Here is a 21653-nt window from a genome sequence, read left to right as displayed (position 1 = left end):
GTTTAACTATAAAATTTATGTCGCAACAAGAGAAAATTTGGCTTTCTTCACCACATATGATGGGTAATGAGCAGAAGTTTATTGCAGAAGCATTTGCGGATAATTTTATAGCTCCTACAGGGAGAAATATAATAGAATTTGAACAAGATCTAGAAAGTTATTTAAAAGAGAATACACATGTTGCTGTTTTAAATTCAGGAACAGCCGCAATTCATCTAGGGTTAATCTTATTAGGAGTTCAAAATGGCGATGAGGTTATTTGTCAAAGCTTAACTTTTTCAGCATCAGTTAATCCTGTTGTATATTTAGGAGCAATACCTGTTTTTGTAGATAGTGAAAAAGATACTTGGAATATTTGCCCAAAAGCACTTGAAGTTGCGATTTTGAACAGAATTAATCAGGGAAAAAAACCTAAAGTAATTATTGCTGTTCATTTGTATGGGATGCCTTTTAAAGTGGATGAAATTTTTGCTATTTCAAAAAAATATGACATCCCTATTTTAGAAGATTGTGCGGAAGCACTAGGAAGTTCATTTAAAAATATAAAATGCGGAACATTTGGAAAAATTGCAATAGTTTCATTTAATGGAAACAAAATAATAACTACATCTGGTGGAGGTGCTTTAATTTCAAAAAATAAATTAGATAAAGAAAGAACCATTTTTTTAGCTACTCAAGCAAAAGACGTTGCACCACATTATCAGCATTCTGAAATAGGCTATAATTATAGAATGAGTAATGTTTCTGCTGGAATTGGTAGGGGGCAAATGGAAGTGTTAGATTCACATGTTTTTGCTAGACGAAAGATGAATGCTTTTTACGATTCTCTTTTTAAAAATAATAAAGAAGTTCTTTTATTAAAAGAACCTAATACTGATTTTTATTCCAATCATTGGTTAAGTGTTATTTTGTTAGCAACCTATGAAAGAAGAGAAGCTTTACGAATCGAATTTGAAAAGGCAAATATCGAAACAAGACCTGTTTGGAAACCGATGCATTTGCAACCTGTTTTTAAAGATTCACGATATTTTGGAAATGAAATTTCAGAAAATATTTTTAAAAGAGGTTTGTGTTTGCCATCTGGTTCTAATTTATCTGAGAAAGATAAAAAGCGAATAGAAAAAGTAATTAAGACCTTTTTTAGCTAAAAAAAGAGTTTTTACTAATAGCTTCTTCAAACTTTGTAATAGATTTTATTAGTAGTCTATTTTCGAATGCAGCAATATGGTTTTTATGATGAATATCAGATCCTACAAAATCAATTAAACCACTAGAAAGTAATTTTTCAGCAGTTATAGTAACATCTTTTCCATAATATCCCACACTTGAAAGTAAATTCATTTGGAAAAAACAGCCTGCCTTTTTTAATTTTTCGTAAGACGAAAACTTTTTATGGAAAAAAGAATAGCGTTCAGGATGTGCAAGAACTGGAGTGTAGCCTTGCAATTGTAAGTCAAAAAGAATGTTATATAATTGAAGCGGTTCATTAATGTAAGACATCTCTACTAAGACATAGTTTTCTTTTAGTGTTAATAATTTTTCATTTTGAAATTGATCTACAAAATTATCATCCATAAAATATTCAGAAGCACAATCAAGCTGTAAGAAGTTGCTTTCTGTAGGTAATTGTTCTTTAACAACTTCTTTTAAATCGATAATTTTCTGCCTCGAATTATCCCAAACATTTTTGATAGTGTGAGGTGTGGTAATAATTTTTTTAAAACCAAAACCAATCATCGCATTCATTAAAAATTTAGAATCTTCAATAGATTTTGCACCATCGTCAATACCAGGTAAAACATGAGAATGAATGTCAATATAGTCTTTGGGAATGACTTGAGAAAGCGTGGGTTTGGTTTTGAATAATGAAAACATTAGGATGTAATTATTTCTACAAAAGTAATGTTATTCTTTGAATTTAATGAATCAATTAACAAGTGAAACTTTTAAATTAGTTTGCTAGCTCTATAAAATAGTTTACTTTTGAAATATTATTAAATGAGAGTCCCACAATCTATGAATAAAACGGATGATATTGAAGAAGATTGGTTATTTGAGATAAAACCTAAAAATGATTTTTTTTCACTAAACTTAAAAGAAGTTTGGAGATATAGAGATTTATTGATGCTTTTTGTAAAAAGAGATATTGTAACGGTCTACAAACAGACAATTCTTGGACCACTTTGGTATTTGATTCAACCCTTATTTACCTCAATAATATTTACAATTATTTTCAATAATGTTGCAGGAATTAAAACAGGAAATACACCTTCATTTTTGTATAATTTAGCAGGAGTGATTGTTTGGAATTATTTTACTTCATGTTTAAATGATACTTCAGATACTTTTAAGAAAAATGCATCGATATTTGGTAAAGTTTATTTTCCAAGAATAATAGTGCCAATGTCTATTGTTGTTTCTAATTTGTTGAAATTCGGAATCCAATTTCTTATTTTTATTGGGTTTTATACTTATTATTTGGTTACAGGACAATTTTCTTTCCAATTAGGATTAAATCTATTTTTGTTCCCTTTTTTAGTTCTAATAATGGGTATTTTGGGGTTGGGTCTCGGAATGATAATATCATCTTTAGTTACAAAATATAGAGATTTAAGTTTTCTTGTTGCTTTCGGTGTGCAACTTTTGATGTATGTTTCTGCTGTAATGTATCCGATGGCTTTAATAAAAGAAAAGCTGCCTAATTTTGGATGGTTGATCGAATACAACCCTTTAGCTTATGTAGTGGAAGCTTCCAGATATTTGCTTTTAAATGAAACAACTGTTCCTTCTACTGGAATTATTTATACCGTTGTTGTTACTATAGCACTCTTTTTTTTAGGGTTGTTAATTTTTAATAAAACTGAAAAGAGTTTTATAGATACAGTTTAATATAAATATGATTGTTAAAGAGAAATAATGAAAAAAAGTATCATATTAAAAGCTGAAAATATTTCCAAGCAGTATCGTTTAGGTACTGTAGGTACAGGGACTTTATCTCATGATTTAAATCGATTTTGGTACAAAATAAGAGGGAAGGAAGATCCTTATTTAAAGTTAGGAGAAACTAATGACAGAAGCTCAAAAGGGAGTAGTGAATACGTTTGGGCATTGAAAGATATTAATTTCGAAGTTGAAGCTGGGGATGTTTTAGGCATAATTGGTAAAAATGGTGCAGGGAAATCTACTTTGTTAAAAATACTGTCAAAAGTTACTGCTCCAACAACAGGTGTTATTAAATCAAGAGGAAGAATAGCCTCATTGTTAGAAGTGGGTACTGGATTTAATCCAGAACTTACAGGAAGAGAAAATATCTATTTGAATGGAGCCATTTTGGGGATGACCAAAAAAGAAATTACTGCTAAATTAGATGAAATTATAGAATTTAGTGGGTGCGAGCGCTATATTGACACACCAACTAAACGATATAGTAGTGGAATGACTGTTCGTTTAGCTTTTGCCGTAGCAGCTTTTTTAGAGCCTGAAATATTGGTAGTAGATGAGGTTTTAGCAGTTGGTGATGCCGAATTTCAGAAAAAAGCCATTGGAAAAATGCAAGATATTTCAAAGAGTGAAGGAAGAACTGTGCTTTTTGTTAGTCATAATATGGCAGCTGTTAAGAGTTTGTGTACTAAAGGAATTGTTCTAGAACATGGTCAATTAACTTTTTCAGGAACCTCAGAGGAATGCGTTAGCTATTATTTGAAAGAAGGAGGCTCAGAAAGTTCTAATATTACAATATTTGACGAAAGTTATAATAAACCTGTCTTTAAATTAAATTCATTGTCTGTAAAAAATACGACAAGAAAATTAAATGAACCTATTTTAGAAAGTCAACCAATTGAAATAATTACAGATATCGATTTAAAAGAAGAAGGAGATTTTCAAGTGACATTTCACTTGTATAATGAACTTGGAGAGGCTTTGTTTTCTTTTGGAGACAAATTGAGGAAAGCAAAGATGAACTTAGGGAATAATAGAATAAGTTGTATTATTCCAGCAGATTTCTTTCAGTCGGGTAATTTTTCTTTGTCAATATTTATAGTAAAAGATAAGAAAATTGCAATTTTTGTAGAAAAAGATTTCTTTAGATTTACTGTAGTCGATGGAGGGCGAGAGTTAGGAACCTATATGGGAAGAGAACCTGGTTATATAAAACCACAATTTGAATGGATAAAGTTATGATTAATGTAACAAAAACCTTTTTTCCGCCTATTAAAGAATATCAATTACAAATAGAGCGTATTTGGAAAAACCAATGGTTGACAAATAGAGGAGAGCTTGTAATTGAACTTGAAGAAAAAATAAAGAAATATTTAGATGTAAATCATGTATTGATTACGAATAATGGCACTATTCCTTTGCAAATAGCGCTTAAATTATTAGGTAAAGAAGGAGAGGTGATTACAACTCCATTTAGCTATGTTGCAACTACAGCAGCGATTATTTGGGAAAATTGTATTCCTGTTTTTGTAGACATTCATCCTGAGTATTTAACTATAGATGAAACCAAAATTGAAGCCGCAATAACGAATAAAACTACAGCTATTTTAGCAACGCATGTTTTTGGGAATCCTTGTCATGTTGAAGTAATTGAGGCAATTGCAAAAAAACATAATTTAAAAGTCATTTATGATGCTGCACATTGTTTTGGTGTGACCTATAATAAAGAATCCGTTTTTAATTATGGCGATGTAAGTACTTGTAGCTTTCATGCTACTAAATTGTTTCATACGGGTGAAGGAGGTGCTTTGTTTGCTAAAGAATCAGATTTACAACATCAATTGTTTTACAGTCATAATTTTGGTCATAATGGTCCTTTAGCTTTTCACGGATTAGGAATAAATGCAAAAATATCTGAATTGCAAGCAGCAATGGGGTTAACTGTTTTGCCTCATATAGATAAAATTTTATCTGAGCGAAAAAGAGTAGTGGATTTTTATAACGCTAATTTGAATTTTCAGAAGTTGAAAACAATCAAAATAAGAGAAAATACAAAATGGAATTACAGCTATTATCCCGTTATTTTTGAAACTGAAGAAAAGCTATTGGCTATACAAGAGTTGTTGAATGAAAAAAATATTTTTCCTAGACGTTATTTTTATCCGTCATTAAATACAATTCAATATGTAGGTGAATCTGCAATGCCCTTTTCTGAAAGTATTGCAACAAGGGTGATGTGTTTGCCATTGTATGTTGGATTAGATGATACAGACTTAAATACTATAGTAACTATTATAAACAAAGCATTATAATGAAAGTAGCGATTATGCAGCCCTACTTCTTTCCTTATATTGGTTATTTTCAGTTGATAAAAGCTGTAGATACTTTTGTTGTTTATGATGATGTAAATTATATTAAAAAAGGATGGATTAATAGGAATTTTATGCTTGTAAACGGCAATTCCTATTTGTTTAGGATGGCTTTACAATCAGTAAGTCAAAATAAACATATTAATCAAATTGAGATTGACGAAAATTCAAATTGGAAACAAGATTTGTTAAAGACAATTACTTTGTCTTATAAGAAAGCTCCTTTTTTTGGACAAGTTTTTCCAACTCTTGAAAGTATAATTATGTTTGAAGAAAAAAACTTATCCAAGTTTTTAGCAAATTTATTAAGACAAGTATGCGATTATTTAAAAATTGACACTAAGATAATTAATTCATCAGCGATTAATAAAAATGAAGAAGCTAAGGGGCAAGATAAAATAATTGAGATTTGTAAAAAAATAAAAGCAGATCATTATATAAATCCAATAGGAGGATTAGCATTATATGACAAAGAAAATTTTTTAGATGAAAAGTTACTGTTGAATTTCATAAAGACCACCCCTATAGAGTATAAACAGTTTAATAACAAATTTCTGCCTTGGTTATCAATAATCGATGTAATGATGTTTAACTCAATTGAAGAAATTAGTTTATTTTTGGATAATTACGAATTAGTATAATCATGGAAAAACCATATAATAAAATAATATCACACTACGAGAGCTGTTTAGAAAAGCATGGAGATAATCACCTTGGAGTAGATTGGCCAAAACAGGAAGATGTTGATAAGAGATATAAAGTGATGTTAGATATTCTGAAATTTAATACTTCAGAGGGCGAAAATGTTACGCTTTTAGATTTCGGATGTGGTACAGCTCATTTGTTAGAATACATTAAAAAAAATAAAATAGAAAATATCACTTATTCAGGATTAGATATTTCTCAGAAGTTTATAAATGTTGCAAAAGAAAAGTTTCCTGAAATTACTTTTTTTTGTCAAGATATTCTTCAAGAAAATTTAGATTTCCCAACTTTTGATTATATTGTAATGAATGGTGTTTTTACAGAAAAAAGAGAGTTATTATTTGAAGAAATGTGGGACTATTTTACTAAGATGATTACTATGATATTTAAGAAATGTAATAAAGGATTTGCTTTTAATGTAATGTCAAAAAATGTTGACTGGGAAAGAGACGACTTGTTTCATGTGTCATATGATTTGTTAAGTTCTTTTTTATGTAAGAATCTATCAAGAAGTCATGTCATTAGAAACGACTATGGACTTTATGAATATACAATTTATGTTTATAAAAAATAAAGGATATGGCAAAAGTTATCATATTTGGAATACAAGATTTTGCAGAGTTAGCACATTATTATTTAGAAAATGATTCGGAACATGAAGTTGTAGCATTTTGTGTTAATGAAGAATACATACCAAGTGAAAAACAATTTCATAATTTGCCTATCGTTGCTTTTGAAACTATAGAAGAAAATTATCCTGTAAATGAATATAAGTTTTTTGCTCCTATGGCTCCTGTAAAAATGAATAGAGTAAGGGAAAAAATTTATAATGAAATAAAATCGAAAGGATATGAACTAATAAGTTATGTGAGTAGTAAAGCTACTATTTTTAATACTACAATAGGTGATAATTGTTTTGTTTTAGAGAACAATACTATTCAGCCTTATGTTTCTATAGGTAATAATGTGGTTTTATGGAGTGGAAATCATATTGGACATCATTCTAAAATTGAAGATCATGTAATGTTTACTTCTCAAGTAGTTTTGTCAGGACATTGTGTTGTAGAAAAATATGCTACTATAGGAGTTAACGCTACAATTAGAGACGGAATTACGATTGCGGAAGGTACATTTGTTGCTATGGCAGCAAGTGTAATTAAAAATACAGAGCCTTGGTCAATGTATAAAGGGAATCCAGGAGTAAAATCGGAACGTTCTACAAAAGAAATGTAATATGTGGATTAAGAAAGGACTCGTTTTTAATGTAGAAGGTAATTATGAATGGAATAAAACACATGCTCAAGTTCCAGTTGCTGACGTTTTAGGAGATTGTATAAGGATTTACTATGCAACTCGAAATACTGAAGGGAAGAGTAATATTAGTTATATAGAAGTTGAAAAAGATAATCCTAACAAAATTATATATGAGCATGATAAACCATTGCTAGATTTTGGAAAATTAGGGAGTTTTGACGATTCTGGAATGATGCCTTCTTCAATTATTACAGTTGGAGAAAAAAAGTATTTGTATTATATTGGTTGGACAACAAGGGGAACAGTACCTTATCAAAATGCTGTAGGCCTAGCTATTAGTGAAGATGGCGGCAAAACTTTTATTAGATTTTCAGAAGGACCAATTATCTCTGTAAATCATATTGAACCGTATTTTTCAGGAACTTCTTTTGTGAAATTAGAAAAAGAGGTGTTCAAAATGTGGTATTTGTCGTGCGTAAAGTGGGAGAAGTTTAATGAAAAAATAGAACCGATATATAATATAAAATATGCAGAATCTTTAGATGGAATTTCTTGGAAGCAAACAGGTAAAATAGCAATACCTTTAAATGAAGACGAAGGTGGTTTAGTTAGTGCATCTGTAATAAAAGAAGAAGGGAAATATAAAATGTGGTTTGGGAAAAGAAAAAAATGTGATTACCGTACTAATATTGAAAATACTTATAGAATAGGATATGCAGAATCAAATGATGGTGTAGAATGGACACGTATGGATGATTCTTCTGGAATAAGCATATCTGAAATGGGTTGGGATTCAGAAATGATATCTTATCCTTATTTAGTAAAAGTTGGAGCACAATATTTAATGTTTTATAATGGAAATGGCTTCGGAAAAACAGGTTTTGGATATGCAGTCTGGAAAAAATAATGATATATTGGTTGCCATTTGGATGGTGACTTATAATCAAGAAGCTTATATCGAACAAGCTGTTGAATCTGTAATGATGCAGATTACTGATTTTAGATATAAGTTGTTTATTGGTGAAGATTGTTCAACAGATAAAACAAGAGAAATTTGTATTGCGCTGCAAGAGAAATATCCAGATAAAATTGAGTTAATTCTTAACGAAAAGAATATTGGGGGTAATTTGAATGCAAAAAACATTTATAATGCATGTTTTAATAGCGGAGCCAAATATATTGCAATGCTTGAAGGAGATGATTACTGGACAGATGCTAATAAGTTGCAAAAGCAAGTTGAGGTTCTAGAAAAAAATCCTGAATGTAATATTTGTTTTACTAATTATAGCATAGTTAGAAGAAATGGTGACATTATTCCTTCTATGGCAAGGAATATATTTTCAGTAACAGATTTTACAGATTTAATTAAAGGAAATTATATAAATACTTTATCAGTAGTTTTTAGAAAAGGAAAGATTAATGAGTTGCCTGAATGGTTTAGTAAATTAAAAATTGGTGATTGGGCATTGTATCTGTTTCTTTTAAAAAATGGTGAAAAGGCTCTGTATTTAAATGAGGTTACTGGAGTTTATAGGTATGGGGTAGGTATTTCGCATAAATTGTCATCAACATATTCTAATTTCATAAAATCTTTATTGGACATTTTGTATTGTTTGGAAAAAGAAGAAATGTTTAGTAGGTTTTTACCTCAGATAAAAACTGAAATAGAGAAAATGAACTTGGAATTGTTAGCAAACTTAATGAGAGAAAAAAAATATAAAAAAGGAATGATAGTTTTTTTTAAATGTTTTTTTTACTACGAAAAAATAAAAGTGATAAAATACTTTTTGTATTGTATTAAAATAAAAGCTAATTATGCTAACAATCGTAATAACCAATAGAAATCGCGATTTAAGGATTGTAAAGAATTGCTTAGATTCTTTGCAAAATCAATGGAACAAAAATTTTAAATTGTTTTTAGTGGATTATGGTTCTAATGAATTGTATTGTAGTTCTCTGAAAGAATTGGTGAAAAAATACACTTTTTTGAATTTTATAACATATCCTGTTTCAGGTCAGTTGTGGAATAAAAGTAGAGCTATAAATACGATTTTAAAATTATGTGAAACACCTTATTTTTTTGTAGGTGATATTGATATGGTTTTTGCTCAGGATTTCATAACAACATTAGATGAGTTAAAAAGGGAGGAAAAAGTAATTTATTTTCAAGTGGGATTTATGTCGAAAGAAGAAAGTTTGAAGAATACAACTTTTGAAAATTTTGCTACAGCTTTTCTTTCGAATGAGGAAGCTACTGGAATGACTTTATATCCAACACATCTTTTGAAAGCGATAAACGGTTATGATGAGTTTTATCATGGTTGGGGAGCAGAAGACACAGATGTACATATTCGTTTAAAAAACAAAGGGGTTGAGGTTGATTACTATCAAGATAAAATATTGATGAAGCACCAATGGCACCCAAAACAGTATAGAAATAGTGAAAGTAAAGAACCTTTTCATACTCTTTTAGAAAGAATAAATCATAAATATATTAATTTCAATATTGAGCATAATATTATTCAAGTCAATACAGTCTTTGGATACGGGCACATCCCTAAAAGAGAAAATTATGAAACTTTAACCTTAATTTCAAAAAGAATAGTGGTGACGAATGAAGTGAATGAATTAGATGCCTTTTTGAATGGAACAATTTTTAATTTAGAAAAAGGGACATATGAGATAAATTTTATTATACACCCTTTAGAAAAAGATTTAAAAAATAAAATAAAGAAAATAATAGGTAAAAAGTATCTCTCATTTTATACATTAGATGAGGTTAATAATAGTATTTTAATGGCTATTATAAAAAACTTTAGGAACCATCCTTATCATTTTGAATTTAGAAAAAATGATAATAAAATAATCTGGAAAATAGCTTTGTAAATGAAAATAGTTATGGTTTCTATTCCTTCATTGCATTTTTTTCGTTGGGTTGACCAATTGGAAGAATCAGGATATGAAGTCTATTGGTTTGATATCACAGGGATGAGTAAAACAGTTCCTAGGATAGATTGGGTAAATCAAAAAACGAATTGGAAGTTAAAATGGGATTTTTTAGGAAGAACTTTTGTGAAAAATAGGTTCCCAAAATTGTACCGTTTGATTCAAAAGTTTAATGAGAATAATACTGAAAAAGTTTTTGAAAAATATATACAAGAAATACAACCCGATGTAGTTCATAGTTTTGCGCTTTATCTTTCTTGCTCACCAATACAAAATGTGATGAAGAAAAATGCTAGTTTAAAATGGATATACTCATCGTGGGGTAGCGATTTGTTCTATTTTCAAAATGAACCTAATTACCTTAAAGATATTAAGAGTGTATTGGCAAGAGTAAATTATTTATTTACGGACTGTAGGCGAGATTTTGAAATAGCGAAGCAATATGGTTTTAACGGTGAGTTTTTAGGTGTGTTTCCAGGGGGTGGTGGTTTTGATTTGAAAGTAATGGAAGAGTACAAGAAACCTTTGGAAGAAAGAAAAACAATTTTAGTAAAAGGATTTCAAGGGAGATCTGGTAGAGCAATTACTGTTTTACAGGCTATTGCATTGTTGCAAAAGGAATTGATGGATTTTACAATAAAAGTTTTTGGATCCGACAAAGAGATTTTTGAATTCGTCTCACAGTCTGATTTGAAAAATTGGAACAATTTTCAAATCATTGGAAAAGTTTCGCATAATGAAGTGTTGCAATTAATGGGAGAATCGCTAATTTATATTGGTAATAGTAATTCTGACGGAATACCGAATACACTTTTGGAAGCTATTTGTATGGGTGTTTTTCCAATTCAGTCTAATCCAGGAGGAGCAACTGAAGAAATTATTGAATCTAATCTAAATGGTTTATTGATAGAAGATTGTGAATCAAAAGAAGAAATAAAAAATAAAATAATAAAGGCAATAACAACAGTTAACTTTGAGGAAGCAAGTAATCTTAATTTAAAAATATGTTTAAATTTTGATTATTTCTGCATAAAAAATCAAATAATTGATAAATATAAACTTAATGAAAAGAATTAATTTGTACAAAGCATCTAGTTTTAAATATACTCCGTTTGATAATTTTGTAGAAGGTGATTTAGATTATTTCAATAAACACAATATTTATATAGTTGATGATATAAAATCAGCAGATGTAATTATATCTCAAAATTTAAAGCATTTAAAAAAATATTTTTGGAGATTTATTTTGGGTAAAAGATTCATGATTTGGACTTTAGAGCCTAGATTTGACACCTCATTTAAAAGGGAAAAAAAATATTTTTTTGGGCTTGTAAATGTTCATTTTATGAATATATATACAAGAAATGTTTTTGTTACCAATTTGTCATTTCATGCTGGTCTAATTAACCAAACATTAAAACCTTTAATAAATTATACTTTCAGAGAGAAAAAAACAATAGCATTAATGTCATACTATTTAGGTTTAAAAGCACCAAAATTAATAAGAGATGGTGAAAATATTGATTTAATCGCATTAAGAAGTAAAATTGCAATTGAAGGAGCCAAGAAGGGTGTATTAGATGTCTATGGTAAAGGTTGGCCAGATAATTTATCGAAAGAGGATTCAAGAGATGGTGATTGGGTTACTAGAAAAAAAGCATTGATGGAACCCTATGAGTTTAATTTATGTTTTGAAAATACTGCAACTTATAATTACATGACGGAAAAAATTTGGGACAGTATTGAAAATTATTGTTTGCCAATATATTATGGAAAAGAGACAAATGCTTATGAAATTTTTCCAAATGATAGTTTTTTAGATTATTCAAATTTTGCATCTCCAGAAAAATTATTTGAGTATATTGAAAAGATGACAGAAGAAGAATATGTTGAAAGAATGAATAAATGTATTTTGGTTTATAATTCAATTAGTGAAAAGGGAAAATCATTTGTGAAGGAGGAAAGAGAAAAAGCATTGGAGGAAATTGTTACCACCATTCAGTTTAAAATTTAAATTTATTTAAATGAAGATACAAAATAATAAAAACAAGAATAATAATGGGATAGTTTTAATTAATTATTCTAATGAAAAATATACTAGAGCTCAGAAAAAAAATACAAATTCTGCATTAAAAATAGGAGGTTTTAAAAAAGTTATTTCTTTTTCACATAATGATATAGATGCTGATTTTATGTTTAAAAATAGATCTATTCTAAATCAAGATAGAGGAGGAGGTTATTGGCTTTGGAAACCTTATTTTATAAAAAGAGCACTTTTAGAAATCGAGGAAGGAGAACTTTTATTTTATTCAGATTCGGGAAGTGTTTTTTTAAATTCGATAGAGGAATTGCTTTCGAGTTTCGATACAAAAAATGATTTAATGGTTTTTGAACTACAATCGATTGAAAAAAATTGGACAAAGAGGGATTGTTTCCAGTTGTTGCAATGTGATTATGAAAGATATTATGAAACCAAACAAAGATTGGGAGGGTTTAGTTTGTGGAGAAATACAGAGTTTTCAATGAGCTTTGTAGAGGAGTGGTTAACTTATGCTCAAGATGAAAGAATTTTAACTGATAATGTAAATATAATGGGTTTGCCAAATTATGATGGATTTAATGAGCACAGACATGATCAATCTATTTTTAGTTTGCTTACTAAAAAATATGACATAAAAGCTTATCGTGATCCATCACAATTTGGTAACAATTATAAAAGTTTGTACCCAGAATCTAAATATCCTCAATTACTAAAATTAACAAGACAAAGAAATATTTCTACTTTTGAATTCCTAAAAAAGAAGTTAAGACCTTATTTACCTAGTGGTTTAAGAAAAGTATATTTGACTAGAGTAAAAAAGATATTTAAGAGATAATCTTATTAAGTTAAGTAGATCAAACAAGATTTTTAGTGTAATAATTTAATTAAAAGCATGAAAAAAGTAGCTATCATTCCATTAAGAAAAGGATCAAAAGGGATACCGGGGAAAAATAAAAAGAAATTATTAGGAAGACCATTATTTTCGTGGGTTTTGTCTGAGGCTGTTTTTTCTGAGTTAGACGAAGTTTATGTTTTTACAGATGATGAAGCTATTTTAAATTATATAAAAAAAGAATATACTTGGACTTCAAAAATTAAAGGATTGCTGCGTAATGATGAGAATGCAAATGATACTGCATCAACCGAAAGTGCAATGATTGAATTTGCAGAGAGAATTAATTATGATTTTGATATCCTATGTCTTTTGCAAGCAACATCTCCTCTTACAAAGGAAGAAGATATAAATAAAGCGATTCATCAAATAGCTATTGATGAAAAAGATGCTGCGCTTAGTGTGGTCAAAACACATCGATTTACTTGGAATGCTAATGGAACTCCTCAGAATTATGATGTTTTTAATCGACCAAGACGACAAGATTTTGATGGGTTGTTGATGGAAAATGGAGCGGTTTATGCTACGACAAAGAACGCTTTCTTAAAAACAAAAAATAGGGTAAGCGGTGTAATTGGATTGGTTGAAATGCCTGAAGAATCGTTATTGGAAATTGATAGCTTATCAGATTGGACAATGGTAGAAAGTTTGCTTGCGGAACGTCAGAAATCTATGAAGAAGCAAGAAAGAATTAAGTATTTAGTATTAGATGTAGATGGCGTTTTTACAGATGGTTGTGTCTATTATGATGCCAATGGTGAACTAGCCAAAAAGTTTGATATGCGTGATGGAATGGGACTAGAAATTCTTCGTCAACATCAAGTTGAAGTTATCGTTATAACATCTGAAAATTCTGTTTTAGTTCAAAAAAGAATGGAGAAATTACAAATTAAACATATCTTTTTGGGTGTAAAAGACAAATATTCTTTCATGCAAAATTTTATTCAAAACAATGCTACTTCATGGTCTAATTTAGCCTACGTAGGTGATGATGTGAATGATTTAGCCAATATTTGTACAGTTGGTTGGTCTTTTTCACCTGCAAATGCTACAGAAACAGTGAAACAACATGCTGATTTTGTTTTAAATCATCATTCAGCTAATGGTGCGATTAGAGAAGTTTGTGAATGGATAATGAAATATAACAAGAGATTTTAGTTTAGCAGAAAATTAAAAATGGAGTTAAGAGTTACTAAAACGTTATAATACGTAAAATAGAAAGTTTAATAAGGATAAGTTGTGAATATTCAATAAAAATATTTTTCTTTGCCTACTAATAGAATGAAAATGACAGAGTATAAAAAACCCTATGTAATCGCTGAAATAGGATGTAATCATAAAGGCGAAATGGAAATAGCTAAAGAATTAATCAAGATAGCTAAGATATTTTGTAACGCAGATGCTGTGAAATTTCAAAAACGGAATAATGTTGAATTACTTACAGAAGAACAATACAATGCTCCACATCCAAACCCAGCTAATTCCTATGGAGAAACTTATGGAGCACATAGGGAGTATTTAGAATTTGATGTTCATCAACATGCAGAATTAAAAGCCTATTGTGAAGAAATAGGTATAGTTTATTCTACATCGGTTTGGGATACCACTTCTGCTAAAGAAATAACGTCATTAGATCCTGAGTTTATTAAAATTCCTTCGGCTTGTAATAATAATTATGAAATGTTAGGTTGGTTATGCGATAATTATAAAGGAGAAATACATATTTCTACAGGTATGACAACCAAGAACGAAACAGATGATCTAGTTAATTTTTTCGTTTCAAAAAATAGGAACAAAGATTTAGTATTATATAATTGCACTTCGGGGTATCCAGTACCTTTTGAAGATGTATGTTTGTTAGATATTAATCTATTAATTCAGAAATATGGTGATAAAGTGAAACATATTGGTTTTTCAGGTCATCATCTTGGAATTGCTGTAGATGTGGCTGCTTATACATTAGGAGCTAATATTATTGAACGTCACTACACCATAGATAGAACATGGAAAGGTACTGACCATGCCGCTTCCTTAGAACCAGAAGGGCTTCGCAAGCTTGCTAGAGATTTAAAAGCTGTGAGCAAAGCATTGCAATTTAAAAACCAAGATATTTTACCAATCGAACAAGTTCAACGCGATAAGTTGAAAAATAAGAAAGTATAATATGTTTCAAAATAAAATTCGTTTATTTTGGTGGAATGAAAAAATAATTCAAGGCAAATCTAAAGAGAATTATGGAGATGTTTTGGGGAAATACTTGGTAGAAAAAATTGCCAATAAAAAAGTTGTTTTTGCTTGGCCTAAGAAGTTTTCAATATATGATTGGTTTAGTCCAATCTATGTAACAATAGGAAGTATAATTCATAATGTGAATCATAAGTGTGTTGTTTGGGGGAGTGGAATCATTAATCAAGAGATTGAAATAAAGAAAGCTCGTTTTTTAGCGGTTAGAGGACCACAAACAAGACAGTACCTTTTAAATTCAGGGTATGAAGTGCCTGAAATATATGGTGATCCAGCTATTTTATTGCCTTGGTTTTTTAATCCAAAAGTCGAGAAAAAATATAAAATTGGGATTGTGCCTCATTATAATGACTATGAGATGGTTAAAAATTGGCATAAAGATTCACAGGATATTTTGGTGATAGATTTAATGACAAACGATATTGAGTCAAAAACAATGGAGTTTTTAGAATGTGAGAAGATAATATCATCATCACTCCATGGGATTATTATAGCTCATAGCTATGGTATTCCAGCGGTTTGGCAAAAAGTATCTGATAAAGTTTTTGGAAATGATATTAAATACCAAGATTATATGGAGTCGGTTCAATTAGGATTCTATAAGTCAGAAATAAAGACAACACCTTTTTCACAAAAAGATATTGAGAGATTATTCCAAGATTATCCTTCATTGCCAGATGAAGGAGTAATGGAAAGATTGAGAGTAGGTTTAATGGAAGTGTGTCCTTTTAAATAAAATTAGTTAGCGAGATGAAAATGAATAAAAAAGCATTTGTGTTTTTACCAGATGGAGTAGGGTTAAGAAATTTTGCTTTGACAAATTTTAATCGAATTGGTTCAGAAATGGGCTATGAAATTACCTATTGGAACAACACACTATTTAAGATAAAAGAAGAACTTGGATATAACGAATTGATGATTGAAAATCATCAGCTGCATCCTTGGACTACTGTTTATACTCGTGCAAGAAAGCGCTGCGAATTGAATGTTTTTGATAAGAAATTCAACGAGACGGTTTATAATACCTATAATTTTCCTCATTCTTATAAAGGCGTCAAAAATGCCATAAAAAGTTTAAATGTAGATTTCTTAGTTGCAACAAAATCAACAGAAAAAGGAGTAGATTCTATTCGGGATAAGATCAAGAAGTTAGAACGTAGCACATCAAAATATGAATATTGCAAAAAACAATTAATTGAAAACAAACCAGATGTTGTCTTTTGTACTAATCCAAGGCCAACACAAGCAATTGCTCCAATTTTAGCAGCACAAGATTTAGGTATACCAACGGCAAGTTTTATTTTTTCTTGGGATAATTTACCTAAAGCAACTACACTTATAGAACCTGATTTCTATTTTGTATGGAGTGATTACATGAAAAAAGAATTGCTTCAATATTGTCCTTACGTAAAACCAGAACAAGTTTTCGTTACTGGAACTCCTCAATTTGAAAGTCATTTTGAAAAAAGTTTGCTACAAACTAAAGAGTCATTTTTTGAGACTCATAATTTAGATTTAGAAAAAAAATACATCTGTTTTTCAGGAGATGATATTGTAACTTCACCTTTGGATCAATTTTATTTAGAAGATTTAGCATTGTCTGTTAGAGAATTGAATAATCAAGGATATAATTTAGGAATAATTTATCGTAAATGCCCAGTGGACTTCACAAAGCGTTATGATACAGTTTTAGAACAATATAAAGACGTTATAGTGTCGATAGTCCCATTATGGAGACCAGTTGGAACTAGTTGGAACGAAATTATGCCAACTAAAGAAGATTTTGCACTGCAAGCCAATGTTTGTCATTATACAGAGTTTGTAGGTAATATTGCTTCGTCTATGGTCTTTGATTTTGTAGCTCATGATAAATCGTGTTTGTTTTTTGATTATGAGCAACCTCAATTGAAGAAAGGGATAAGAGATATAGGTCAAAATTATAAATATATTCATTTTCGCTCTATGCCTTCTAAAGAAGCTGCCCTTTTTGTATATGCTAAAGAGGAGCTAACAAAAAAAGTTAAAGCCATCTTAGACGGAGAACTATCGAATGTTCCAGAAGGTAAAAAATGGTTTGATGTTGTTCTAGGAACGCAACCTACCAAAGCATCTGAAATTATTTGGGAAGGGATAAATGTTATTGTGAAATAGTGTGTAATTTATTAAAAATCAGGTTTTTATTGTTTGTTGTTGTGTTTTAAGTAATAATCTTAAAATCCTTTAGATTATTACTTAAAAATAAATAAGAGTATCATGCAACATAGATTTTTGTAATAGATTAAAAGCTTATATAAAAAATAAACACTGTGAGAGAAAATAAATATGATTACATCGATGCTTTAAGAGGAATAGCTATTTTTCTAGTTTTATTAGTTCATTCAAATCAACATGGAAGTGTACAAATACCTCATTTTTTTTCTGTTTTGTTAAGTTTTGGTTCACGTGGTGTTCAACTTTTTTTTATTGTAAGTGCTTTGACACTTTTTTTATCATTTAACAGAAGAGTTTTGACTGAAAAAAAATTTAGGTTAAATTTTTTTATTAGAAGATTTTTTAGAATAGCACCAATATACTACTTAGGAATTATTTATTATATTTTTCAGAATGGTTTAGGTTCAAGTTATTGGTTAGGAGATCAAGATACTATTACTAATTATAACATAATTTCTAATATAACATTCATGCATGGATTTAATCCATATTGGATAACAAGTCTTGTTCCTGGAGGATGGTCAATTACTGTTGAAATGTCTTTTTATATTTTTGTTCCATTTATTTTTAAGTATATCAAAACTTTTAATAAAGCAATAAATTTTTTTATATTATCATTAATTTTAAAACTTTTTCTACAGGAAATATTACTACTAAATAGTTTTGGAGTTTTAGAAAGACTTTTAAGAGAATATATATATTTATATTTTCCAAGTCAATTACCAGTATTTGCAATAGGTTTTATAGTATACTTCATGATATTTAGTGGGAATAAATTATCTGAAATAAAATTATATCAAGCTATTTTTATAGTTGTATTAATTCCTTTGCAAATTGGTTTTAATATGGATTTTTTATTTGTAAATCACATTTTATTTTCAATTATGTTTTCTTTACTTACATTTTTTATAAGTAAGGGAAGATTAAATTTTTTAGTAAACAAAATAAGTATTTATTTAGGGAAAATAAGTTACAGTCTTTATATTACTCATTTTGCTGTAATATATTGGTTAGAAGAATTTAATATGATAGATTTTCACACAAATTTTATAATAAATTTTATTATAAAAATTATTCTCGTAACATCAATATCTTCATTAATTTCTACAATCACTTATAATTTAATTGAAAATAGATTTCAAGTTATAGCAAAAAGAATCATATCAAAAATTGAAAATAGAAACTAAGAAGAAAAAATATAAAATATTTTATTAGAAATTTTTCTTAAAAATTAAGCATTTTTTTAACTTTTAAAATAAAAACATTGAAAGAGAATTATTTAGAAATTATTAGCAATGAGTTTTTGATAGAAAGTAACTCAGTTATTAAATATGGAAGTATTAAAGATGGTGGTTATTTTTTGTCTCCCAAACATATTTTAGAAGCTGATGTTTTATTTAGTGGTGGTATTTCTTCCAATATTGAATTTGAATATGACCTTTTTAGGAGGAATGAAACTTTAAAAATAGTAATGGTAGATCCAACGGTTTCAAAATTAAAATTACTATTAAAAGCTATTTTACGAGTCTTCTTTTTTAAAAAGGAAAAATTAAGGTATTTAATTAATACATTTACTTTCATAATGATGCTTCGTTCTGCCAGGTGTTGGCATTTAAAAAAATGGTTGTCAAATAAGACAGGTATTTTAGATTGTATAAAGGAGAAAGTAAAAGATTTTTCAAATAAAAAAATAATTTTAAAATTGGATATTGAAGGTAGTGAATATGATTTATTAGAAGAGATTACAAATAACAACAACTTGTTTAATTGTATGATTTTTGAATTTCATGATTTAGATGAAAAGCATCTATTGTTATATGATTTTTTAAAAAAGTGTTCTGAAAAGTTTAATTTAGTTCATCTCGAAGTAAATCCTTCTGGAGGCTTTTCAAAAGAAGACCAACCCAAAAATATTGAAGTAACTTTAGAAAGAAAATAAACTATGCACATTGCTTTTTTAACACCAGAATATCCACATGCCAAAATAAATCACTCTGGTGGATTAGGTACGAGTATTAAAAATTTGGTATTAGCATTAGTTGCTAAAGGAGAAAAAGTTAGTGTTTTTATTTATGGACAACCAAAAGCTGAAATCTTTGAAGAAAACGGAATTACTTTTCATTTGATTTCTAATAAAAAGTATCGTTTTGCTAAATGGTTTTTTTATAGAAAATATATTCAAAATTATATCAATAAAGTTGTGAATTCTGAAAATATTGATATTCTAGAAGCACCTGATTATACTGGAGTTACTGCTTTTATGAAATTTTCTATTCCACTTATTATTCGTTTTCACGGTAGCGATACTTATTTTTGTAACCTAGAAAAAAGAAAACAAAAACTTAAAAATAGAGTTTTCGAAACTTTAGCAGTACGAAATGCAAAAGGTTATATTTCTCCCACAAAATTTGCTGGTGAACAATCCTCAAAATTGTTTGGATTATCAAAAAATAAAGTTACCACTATTCATTATGGTTTAAATTTAAAACAATTTCAAAATGAAAATCCTACTCAATATGAAAAAGGATTATTGTTATATATTGGAACAATTATCAGAAAAAAAGGAGTTTTTGAATTGCCAGAAATTTTTAATAAAGTTAGAAAAGAATTTCCAAATGCAAAATTAGTTTTAATTGGAGGCGATTCGGCTGATATAGCAACAGGAAATAAATCGACTTGGGAATTACTTAAAAAGAATTTTAATGAAGAAGATTTAACAAATGTCACGTATCTTGGTAAAATTCCATACCTAGAAGTACAGGATTATATAAAAAAAGCAAATGTTTGTGTATTTCCTACCTATGCAGAAACCTTAGGAATGGTTACTATTGAGTCTATGGCAATGCAAAAACCTGTTGTTAATAGTAATATTGGTTGGGCACAAGAATTAATGGAAGATGGAAAAAGTGGATTTTTAGTGCATCCCTCACATCATGAAGAATATGCTAATCGAATAGTTTCTGTTCTACAAGACGATGATTTATATGTTAAGCTTGGAACATCAGCTTGTTTGTTTGTTTTAAAACGATTTGATATTGAAAGTGTTGTGAGCGAAAATATTCAATATTACAAATCTAAAATTCATCAATAGTAGTATGCTAAAATGCACAAAAAAAATAGTGAATAAATTACATAAAAGAGTAAAATTGATACTTTTTTATGGACGTCGTCTTACTTTTTCAAGAACTAATGAGACCAAAACAATTATTATTTGTTTTGATGGTGTTTTTTCACATGGTGGTTTAGTAGACAGAATAAAAGGAATGATTTCGTTTTATGGAGTAGCAAAAGAATTAAATTATGACTTTAAAATACGATTTGATCATCCGTTTGATTTAGGTGTTTATTTTGAACCAAATGATCATGATTGGAAATTAGAAAGAGAAGTGAAATACAATCCATTTGATACAGAGATTCTTTATTTGATGGATAATTTTGATTGTAATCCGCTTGCATTAGTTGAACAATCTAAAGCAAAAACAATTTTAGTGTATTGTAATATTGACTATTCTAAAACTATGTTTCCAGAATTTACAGTGGAGCAACATACTAACCAATGGCGAAATAATTTTAATGAACTCTTTAAAAAATCGGCTTTTTTATCACAAGAAATTGCCAAATTGCCTCAGGAAGAGCATTTGGTATTTCATACTCGTTTTACATCTTTGATGGGAGATTTTAAAGATTCTTCAGTTAAACTAATTTCTGAACAAGAAAAACAGCAATTAATAACAACATTGGTTAATAAAATTCATCAAACAGCATTGTTGTTTCCTAATCGTTCGGTTTATGTTTTGTCTGATAGTGTTATATTTTTAGATTATATTCGTAAAAATACTGCATACAAAGTTTTGGAAGGAAAACCTAAACATGTTGATGTCAAAAATAATGATGCTAGTTTGGAATCACATACAAAAACCTTAACTGATTTTTTTTTCATAGCATCAAGTGATAGCGTATATTTGTTAAAAGAAAATAAAATGTACTTGAGTGGTTTTTCAAAATATGCAGCAATTTTAGGCAATAAACCATTTGAAGTAATTCAATAATA

22 protein-coding genes are annotated in these 21653 nt (G+C 28.8%); 21 read left to right on the top strand and 1 reads right to left on the bottom strand.

From position 1 onward, the window contains the following. Positions 1-17 precede the first annotated feature (17 nt). Complete coding sequence (locus tag ACZ49Z_RS01670) at positions 18-1148, top strand: DegT/DnrJ/EryC1/StrS family aminotransferase (protein ID WP_464306468.1); 1131 nt, start codon at positions 18-20, stop codon at positions 1146-1148. Here the strand turns inward: ACZ49Z_RS01670 and ACZ49Z_RS01665 are convergent. After that, positions 1141-1875 (bottom strand): tyrosine-protein phosphatase, encoded by a 735-nt coding sequence (locus ACZ49Z_RS01665; RefSeq protein WP_464306467.1) that lies wholly within the window; start codon positions 1873-1875, stop codon positions 1141-1143. The two genes, ACZ49Z_RS01670 and ACZ49Z_RS01665, sit on opposite strands and share 8 nt — an antisense overlap. Positions 1876-1998: 123 nt before the next feature. On the opposite strand from ACZ49Z_RS01665, the gene ACZ49Z_RS01660 reads away from it, so the two are divergent. The 20 genes from ACZ49Z_RS01660 (at position 1999) to ACZ49Z_RS01565 (ending at position 21651) form a co-directional block, all read left to right on the top strand. Beyond that, the gene (locus ACZ49Z_RS01660; RefSeq protein WP_464306466.1) at positions 1999-2889 is read left to right on the top strand and encodes an ABC transporter permease; all 891 of its coding nucleotides are present in this window, start codon (positions 1999-2001) and stop codon (positions 2887-2889) included. Positions 2890-2916: 27 nt separating this feature from the next. Then, complete coding sequence (locus ACZ49Z_RS01655; RefSeq protein WP_464306465.1) at positions 2917-4182, top strand: ABC transporter ATP-binding protein; 1266 nt, start codon at positions 2917-2919, stop codon at positions 4180-4182. After that, positions 4179-5252 (top strand): DegT/DnrJ/EryC1/StrS family aminotransferase, encoded by a 1074-nt coding sequence (locus ACZ49Z_RS01650; RefSeq protein WP_464308036.1) that lies wholly within the window; start codon positions 4179-4181, stop codon positions 5250-5252. The genes ACZ49Z_RS01655 and ACZ49Z_RS01650 overlap by 4 nt, the downstream gene beginning before the upstream one ends. After that, positions 5252-5950 carry a WbqC family protein gene (locus ACZ49Z_RS01645; protein WP_464306464.1) on the top strand — a complete coding sequence of 233 codons (699 nt, stop codon included), beginning with the start codon at positions 5252-5254 and terminating at the stop codon, positions 5948-5950. The genes ACZ49Z_RS01650 and ACZ49Z_RS01645 overlap by 1 nt, the downstream gene beginning before the upstream one ends. A 2-nt stretch (positions 5951-5952) precedes the next feature. Then, complete coding sequence (locus ACZ49Z_RS01640) at positions 5953-6588, top strand: class I SAM-dependent methyltransferase (protein WP_464306463.1); 636 nt, start codon at positions 5953-5955, stop codon at positions 6586-6588. A 5-nt stretch (positions 6589-6593) separates the two neighbouring features. Further along, complete coding sequence (locus ACZ49Z_RS01635; RefSeq protein WP_464306462.1) at positions 6594-7247, top strand: acetyltransferase; 654 nt, start codon at positions 6594-6596, stop codon at positions 7245-7247. A gap of 1 nt (position 7248) precedes the next feature. Beyond that, positions 7249-8175: a glycoside hydrolase family protein gene (locus ACZ49Z_RS01630; RefSeq protein WP_464306461.1), complete on the top strand. Its 927-nt coding sequence runs from the start codon at positions 7249-7251 to the stop codon at positions 8173-8175. Further along, positions 8129-9109: a glycosyltransferase gene (locus ACZ49Z_RS01625; RefSeq protein ID WP_464306460.1), complete on the top strand. Its 981-nt coding sequence runs from the start codon at positions 8129-8131 to the stop codon at positions 9107-9109. Before ACZ49Z_RS01630 ends, ACZ49Z_RS01625 begins: the two co-directional genes overlap by 47 nt. Beyond that, positions 9084-10154 carry a glycosyltransferase family 2 protein gene (locus tag ACZ49Z_RS01620; protein ID WP_464306459.1) on the top strand — a complete coding sequence of 357 codons (1071 nt, stop codon included), beginning with the start codon at positions 9084-9086 and terminating at the stop codon, positions 10152-10154. Before ACZ49Z_RS01625 ends, ACZ49Z_RS01620 begins: the two co-directional genes overlap by 26 nt. After that, on the top strand, positions 10155-11291 hold the full coding sequence (locus ACZ49Z_RS01615) for a glycosyltransferase family 4 protein (protein ID WP_464306458.1): 1137 nt from the start codon (positions 10155-10157) through the stop codon (positions 11289-11291). Continuing rightward, complete coding sequence (locus ACZ49Z_RS01610) at positions 11278-12228, top strand: glycosyltransferase family 10 domain-containing protein (RefSeq protein WP_464306457.1); 951 nt, start codon at positions 11278-11280, stop codon at positions 12226-12228. The genes ACZ49Z_RS01615 and ACZ49Z_RS01610 overlap by 14 nt, the downstream gene beginning before the upstream one ends. Positions 12229-12238: 10 nt before the next feature. After that, positions 12239-13090, top strand: coding sequence for a hypothetical protein (locus ACZ49Z_RS01605; protein ID WP_464306456.1), 852 nt, complete (start codon positions 12239-12241; stop codon positions 13088-13090). A 57-nt stretch (positions 13091-13147) separates the two neighbouring features. Beyond that, positions 13148-14305 (top strand): cytidylyltransferase domain-containing protein, encoded by a 1158-nt coding sequence (locus ACZ49Z_RS01600; protein ID WP_464306455.1) that lies wholly within the window; start codon positions 13148-13150, stop codon positions 14303-14305. A 129-nt stretch (positions 14306-14434) separates the two neighbouring features. Next, positions 14435-15310: an N-acetylneuraminate synthase family protein gene (locus ACZ49Z_RS01595; protein WP_464308035.1), complete on the top strand. Its 876-nt coding sequence runs from the start codon at positions 14435-14437 to the stop codon at positions 15308-15310. A gap of 1 nt (position 15311) precedes the next feature. Beyond that, positions 15312-16127, top strand: coding sequence for a polysaccharide pyruvyl transferase family protein (locus ACZ49Z_RS01590; protein WP_464306454.1), 816 nt, complete (start codon positions 15312-15314; stop codon positions 16125-16127). Between the two features lie 20 nt (positions 16128-16147). After that, entirely contained in the window at positions 16148-17542 is a 1395-nt protein-coding gene (locus ACZ49Z_RS01585) for a glycosyltransferase family protein (protein WP_464306453.1), read from the top strand. Between the two features lie 155 nt (positions 17543-17697). Beyond that, on the top strand, positions 17698-18789 hold the full coding sequence (locus ACZ49Z_RS01580) for an acyltransferase family protein (protein ID WP_464306452.1): 1092 nt from the start codon (positions 17698-17700) through the stop codon (positions 18787-18789). A 77-nt stretch (positions 18790-18866) separates the two neighbouring features. Next, the gene (locus ACZ49Z_RS01575; RefSeq protein WP_464306451.1) at positions 18867-19541 is read left to right on the top strand and encodes a hypothetical protein; all 675 of its coding nucleotides are present in this window, start codon (positions 18867-18869) and stop codon (positions 19539-19541) included. A gap of 3 nt (positions 19542-19544) precedes the next feature. Then, positions 19545-20693, top strand: a complete 1149-nt coding sequence (locus ACZ49Z_RS01570) for a glycosyltransferase family 4 protein (RefSeq protein WP_464306450.1) — start codon at positions 19545-19547, stop codon at positions 20691-20693. A 55-nt stretch (positions 20694-20748) separates the two neighbouring features. Beyond that, complete coding sequence (locus ACZ49Z_RS01565; protein ID WP_464306449.1) at positions 20749-21651, top strand: hypothetical protein; 903 nt, start codon at positions 20749-20751, stop codon at positions 21649-21651. Positions 21652-21653 lie beyond the last annotated feature (2 nt).

The sequence above is a fragment of the Flavobacterium sp. KY-23415 genome, assembly GCF_055384985.1.
This window is presented reverse-complemented; position numbering and strand designations above follow the sequence as displayed.

What these genes read in the sequence shown, in the direction of transcription:
- ACZ49Z_RS01665 (WP_464306467.1), bottom strand. Translation starts at nt 1,875, where the DNA reads ATGTTTTCATTATTCAAAACCAAACCCACGCTTTCTCAAGTCATTCCC.
- ACZ49Z_RS01655 (WP_464306465.1), top strand. Translation starts at nt 2,917, where the DNA reads ATGAAAAAAAGTATCATATTAAAAGCTGAAAATATTTCCAAGCAGTAT.
- ACZ49Z_RS01620 (WP_464306459.1), top strand. Translation starts at nt 9,084, where the DNA reads ATGCTAACAATCGTAATAACCAATAGAAATCGCGATTTAAGGATTGTA.
- ACZ49Z_RS01630 (WP_464306461.1), top strand. Translation starts at nt 7,249, where the DNA reads ATGTGGATTAAGAAAGGACTCGTTTTTAATGTAGAAGGTAATTATGAA.
- ACZ49Z_RS01625 (WP_464306460.1), top strand. Translation starts at nt 8,129, where the DNA reads ATGGCTTCGGAAAAACAGGTTTTGGATATGCAGTCTGGAAAAAATAAT.
- ACZ49Z_RS01615 (WP_464306458.1), top strand. Translation starts at nt 10,155, where the DNA reads ATGAAAATAGTTATGGTTTCTATTCCTTCATTGCATTTTTTTCGTTGG.
- ACZ49Z_RS01670 (WP_464306468.1), top strand. Translation starts at nt 18, where the DNA reads ATGTCGCAACAAGAGAAAATTTGGCTTTCTTCACCACATATGATGGGT.
- ACZ49Z_RS01570 (WP_464306450.1), top strand. Translation starts at nt 19,545, where the DNA reads ATGCACATTGCTTTTTTAACACCAGAATATCCACATGCCAAAATAAAT.
- ACZ49Z_RS01640 (WP_464306463.1), top strand. Translation starts at nt 5,953, where the DNA reads ATGGAAAAACCATATAATAAAATAATATCACACTACGAGAGCTGTTTA.
- ACZ49Z_RS01635 (WP_464306462.1), top strand. Translation starts at nt 6,594, where the DNA reads ATGGCAAAAGTTATCATATTTGGAATACAAGATTTTGCAGAGTTAGCA.
- ACZ49Z_RS01650 (WP_464308036.1), top strand. Translation starts at nt 4,179, where the DNA reads ATGATTAATGTAACAAAAACCTTTTTTCCGCCTATTAAAGAATATCAA.
- ACZ49Z_RS01590 (WP_464306454.1), top strand. Translation starts at nt 15,312, where the DNA reads ATGTTTCAAAATAAAATTCGTTTATTTTGGTGGAATGAAAAAATAATT.
- ACZ49Z_RS01605 (WP_464306456.1), top strand. Translation starts at nt 12,239, where the DNA reads ATGAAGATACAAAATAATAAAAACAAGAATAATAATGGGATAGTTTTA.
- ACZ49Z_RS01645 (WP_464306464.1), top strand. Translation starts at nt 5,252, where the DNA reads ATGAAAGTAGCGATTATGCAGCCCTACTTCTTTCCTTATATTGGTTAT.
- ACZ49Z_RS01600 (WP_464306455.1), top strand. Translation starts at nt 13,148, where the DNA reads ATGAAAAAAGTAGCTATCATTCCATTAAGAAAAGGATCAAAAGGGATA.
- ACZ49Z_RS01595 (WP_464308035.1), top strand. Translation starts at nt 14,435, where the DNA reads ATGACAGAGTATAAAAAACCCTATGTAATCGCTGAAATAGGATGTAAT.
- ACZ49Z_RS01610 (WP_464306457.1), top strand. Translation starts at nt 11,278, where the DNA reads ATGAAAAGAATTAATTTGTACAAAGCATCTAGTTTTAAATATACTCCG.
- ACZ49Z_RS01585 (WP_464306453.1), top strand. Translation starts at nt 16,148, where the DNA reads ATGAATAAAAAAGCATTTGTGTTTTTACCAGATGGAGTAGGGTTAAGA.
- ACZ49Z_RS01660 (WP_464306466.1), top strand. Translation starts at nt 1,999, where the DNA reads ATGAGAGTCCCACAATCTATGAATAAAACGGATGATATTGAAGAAGAT.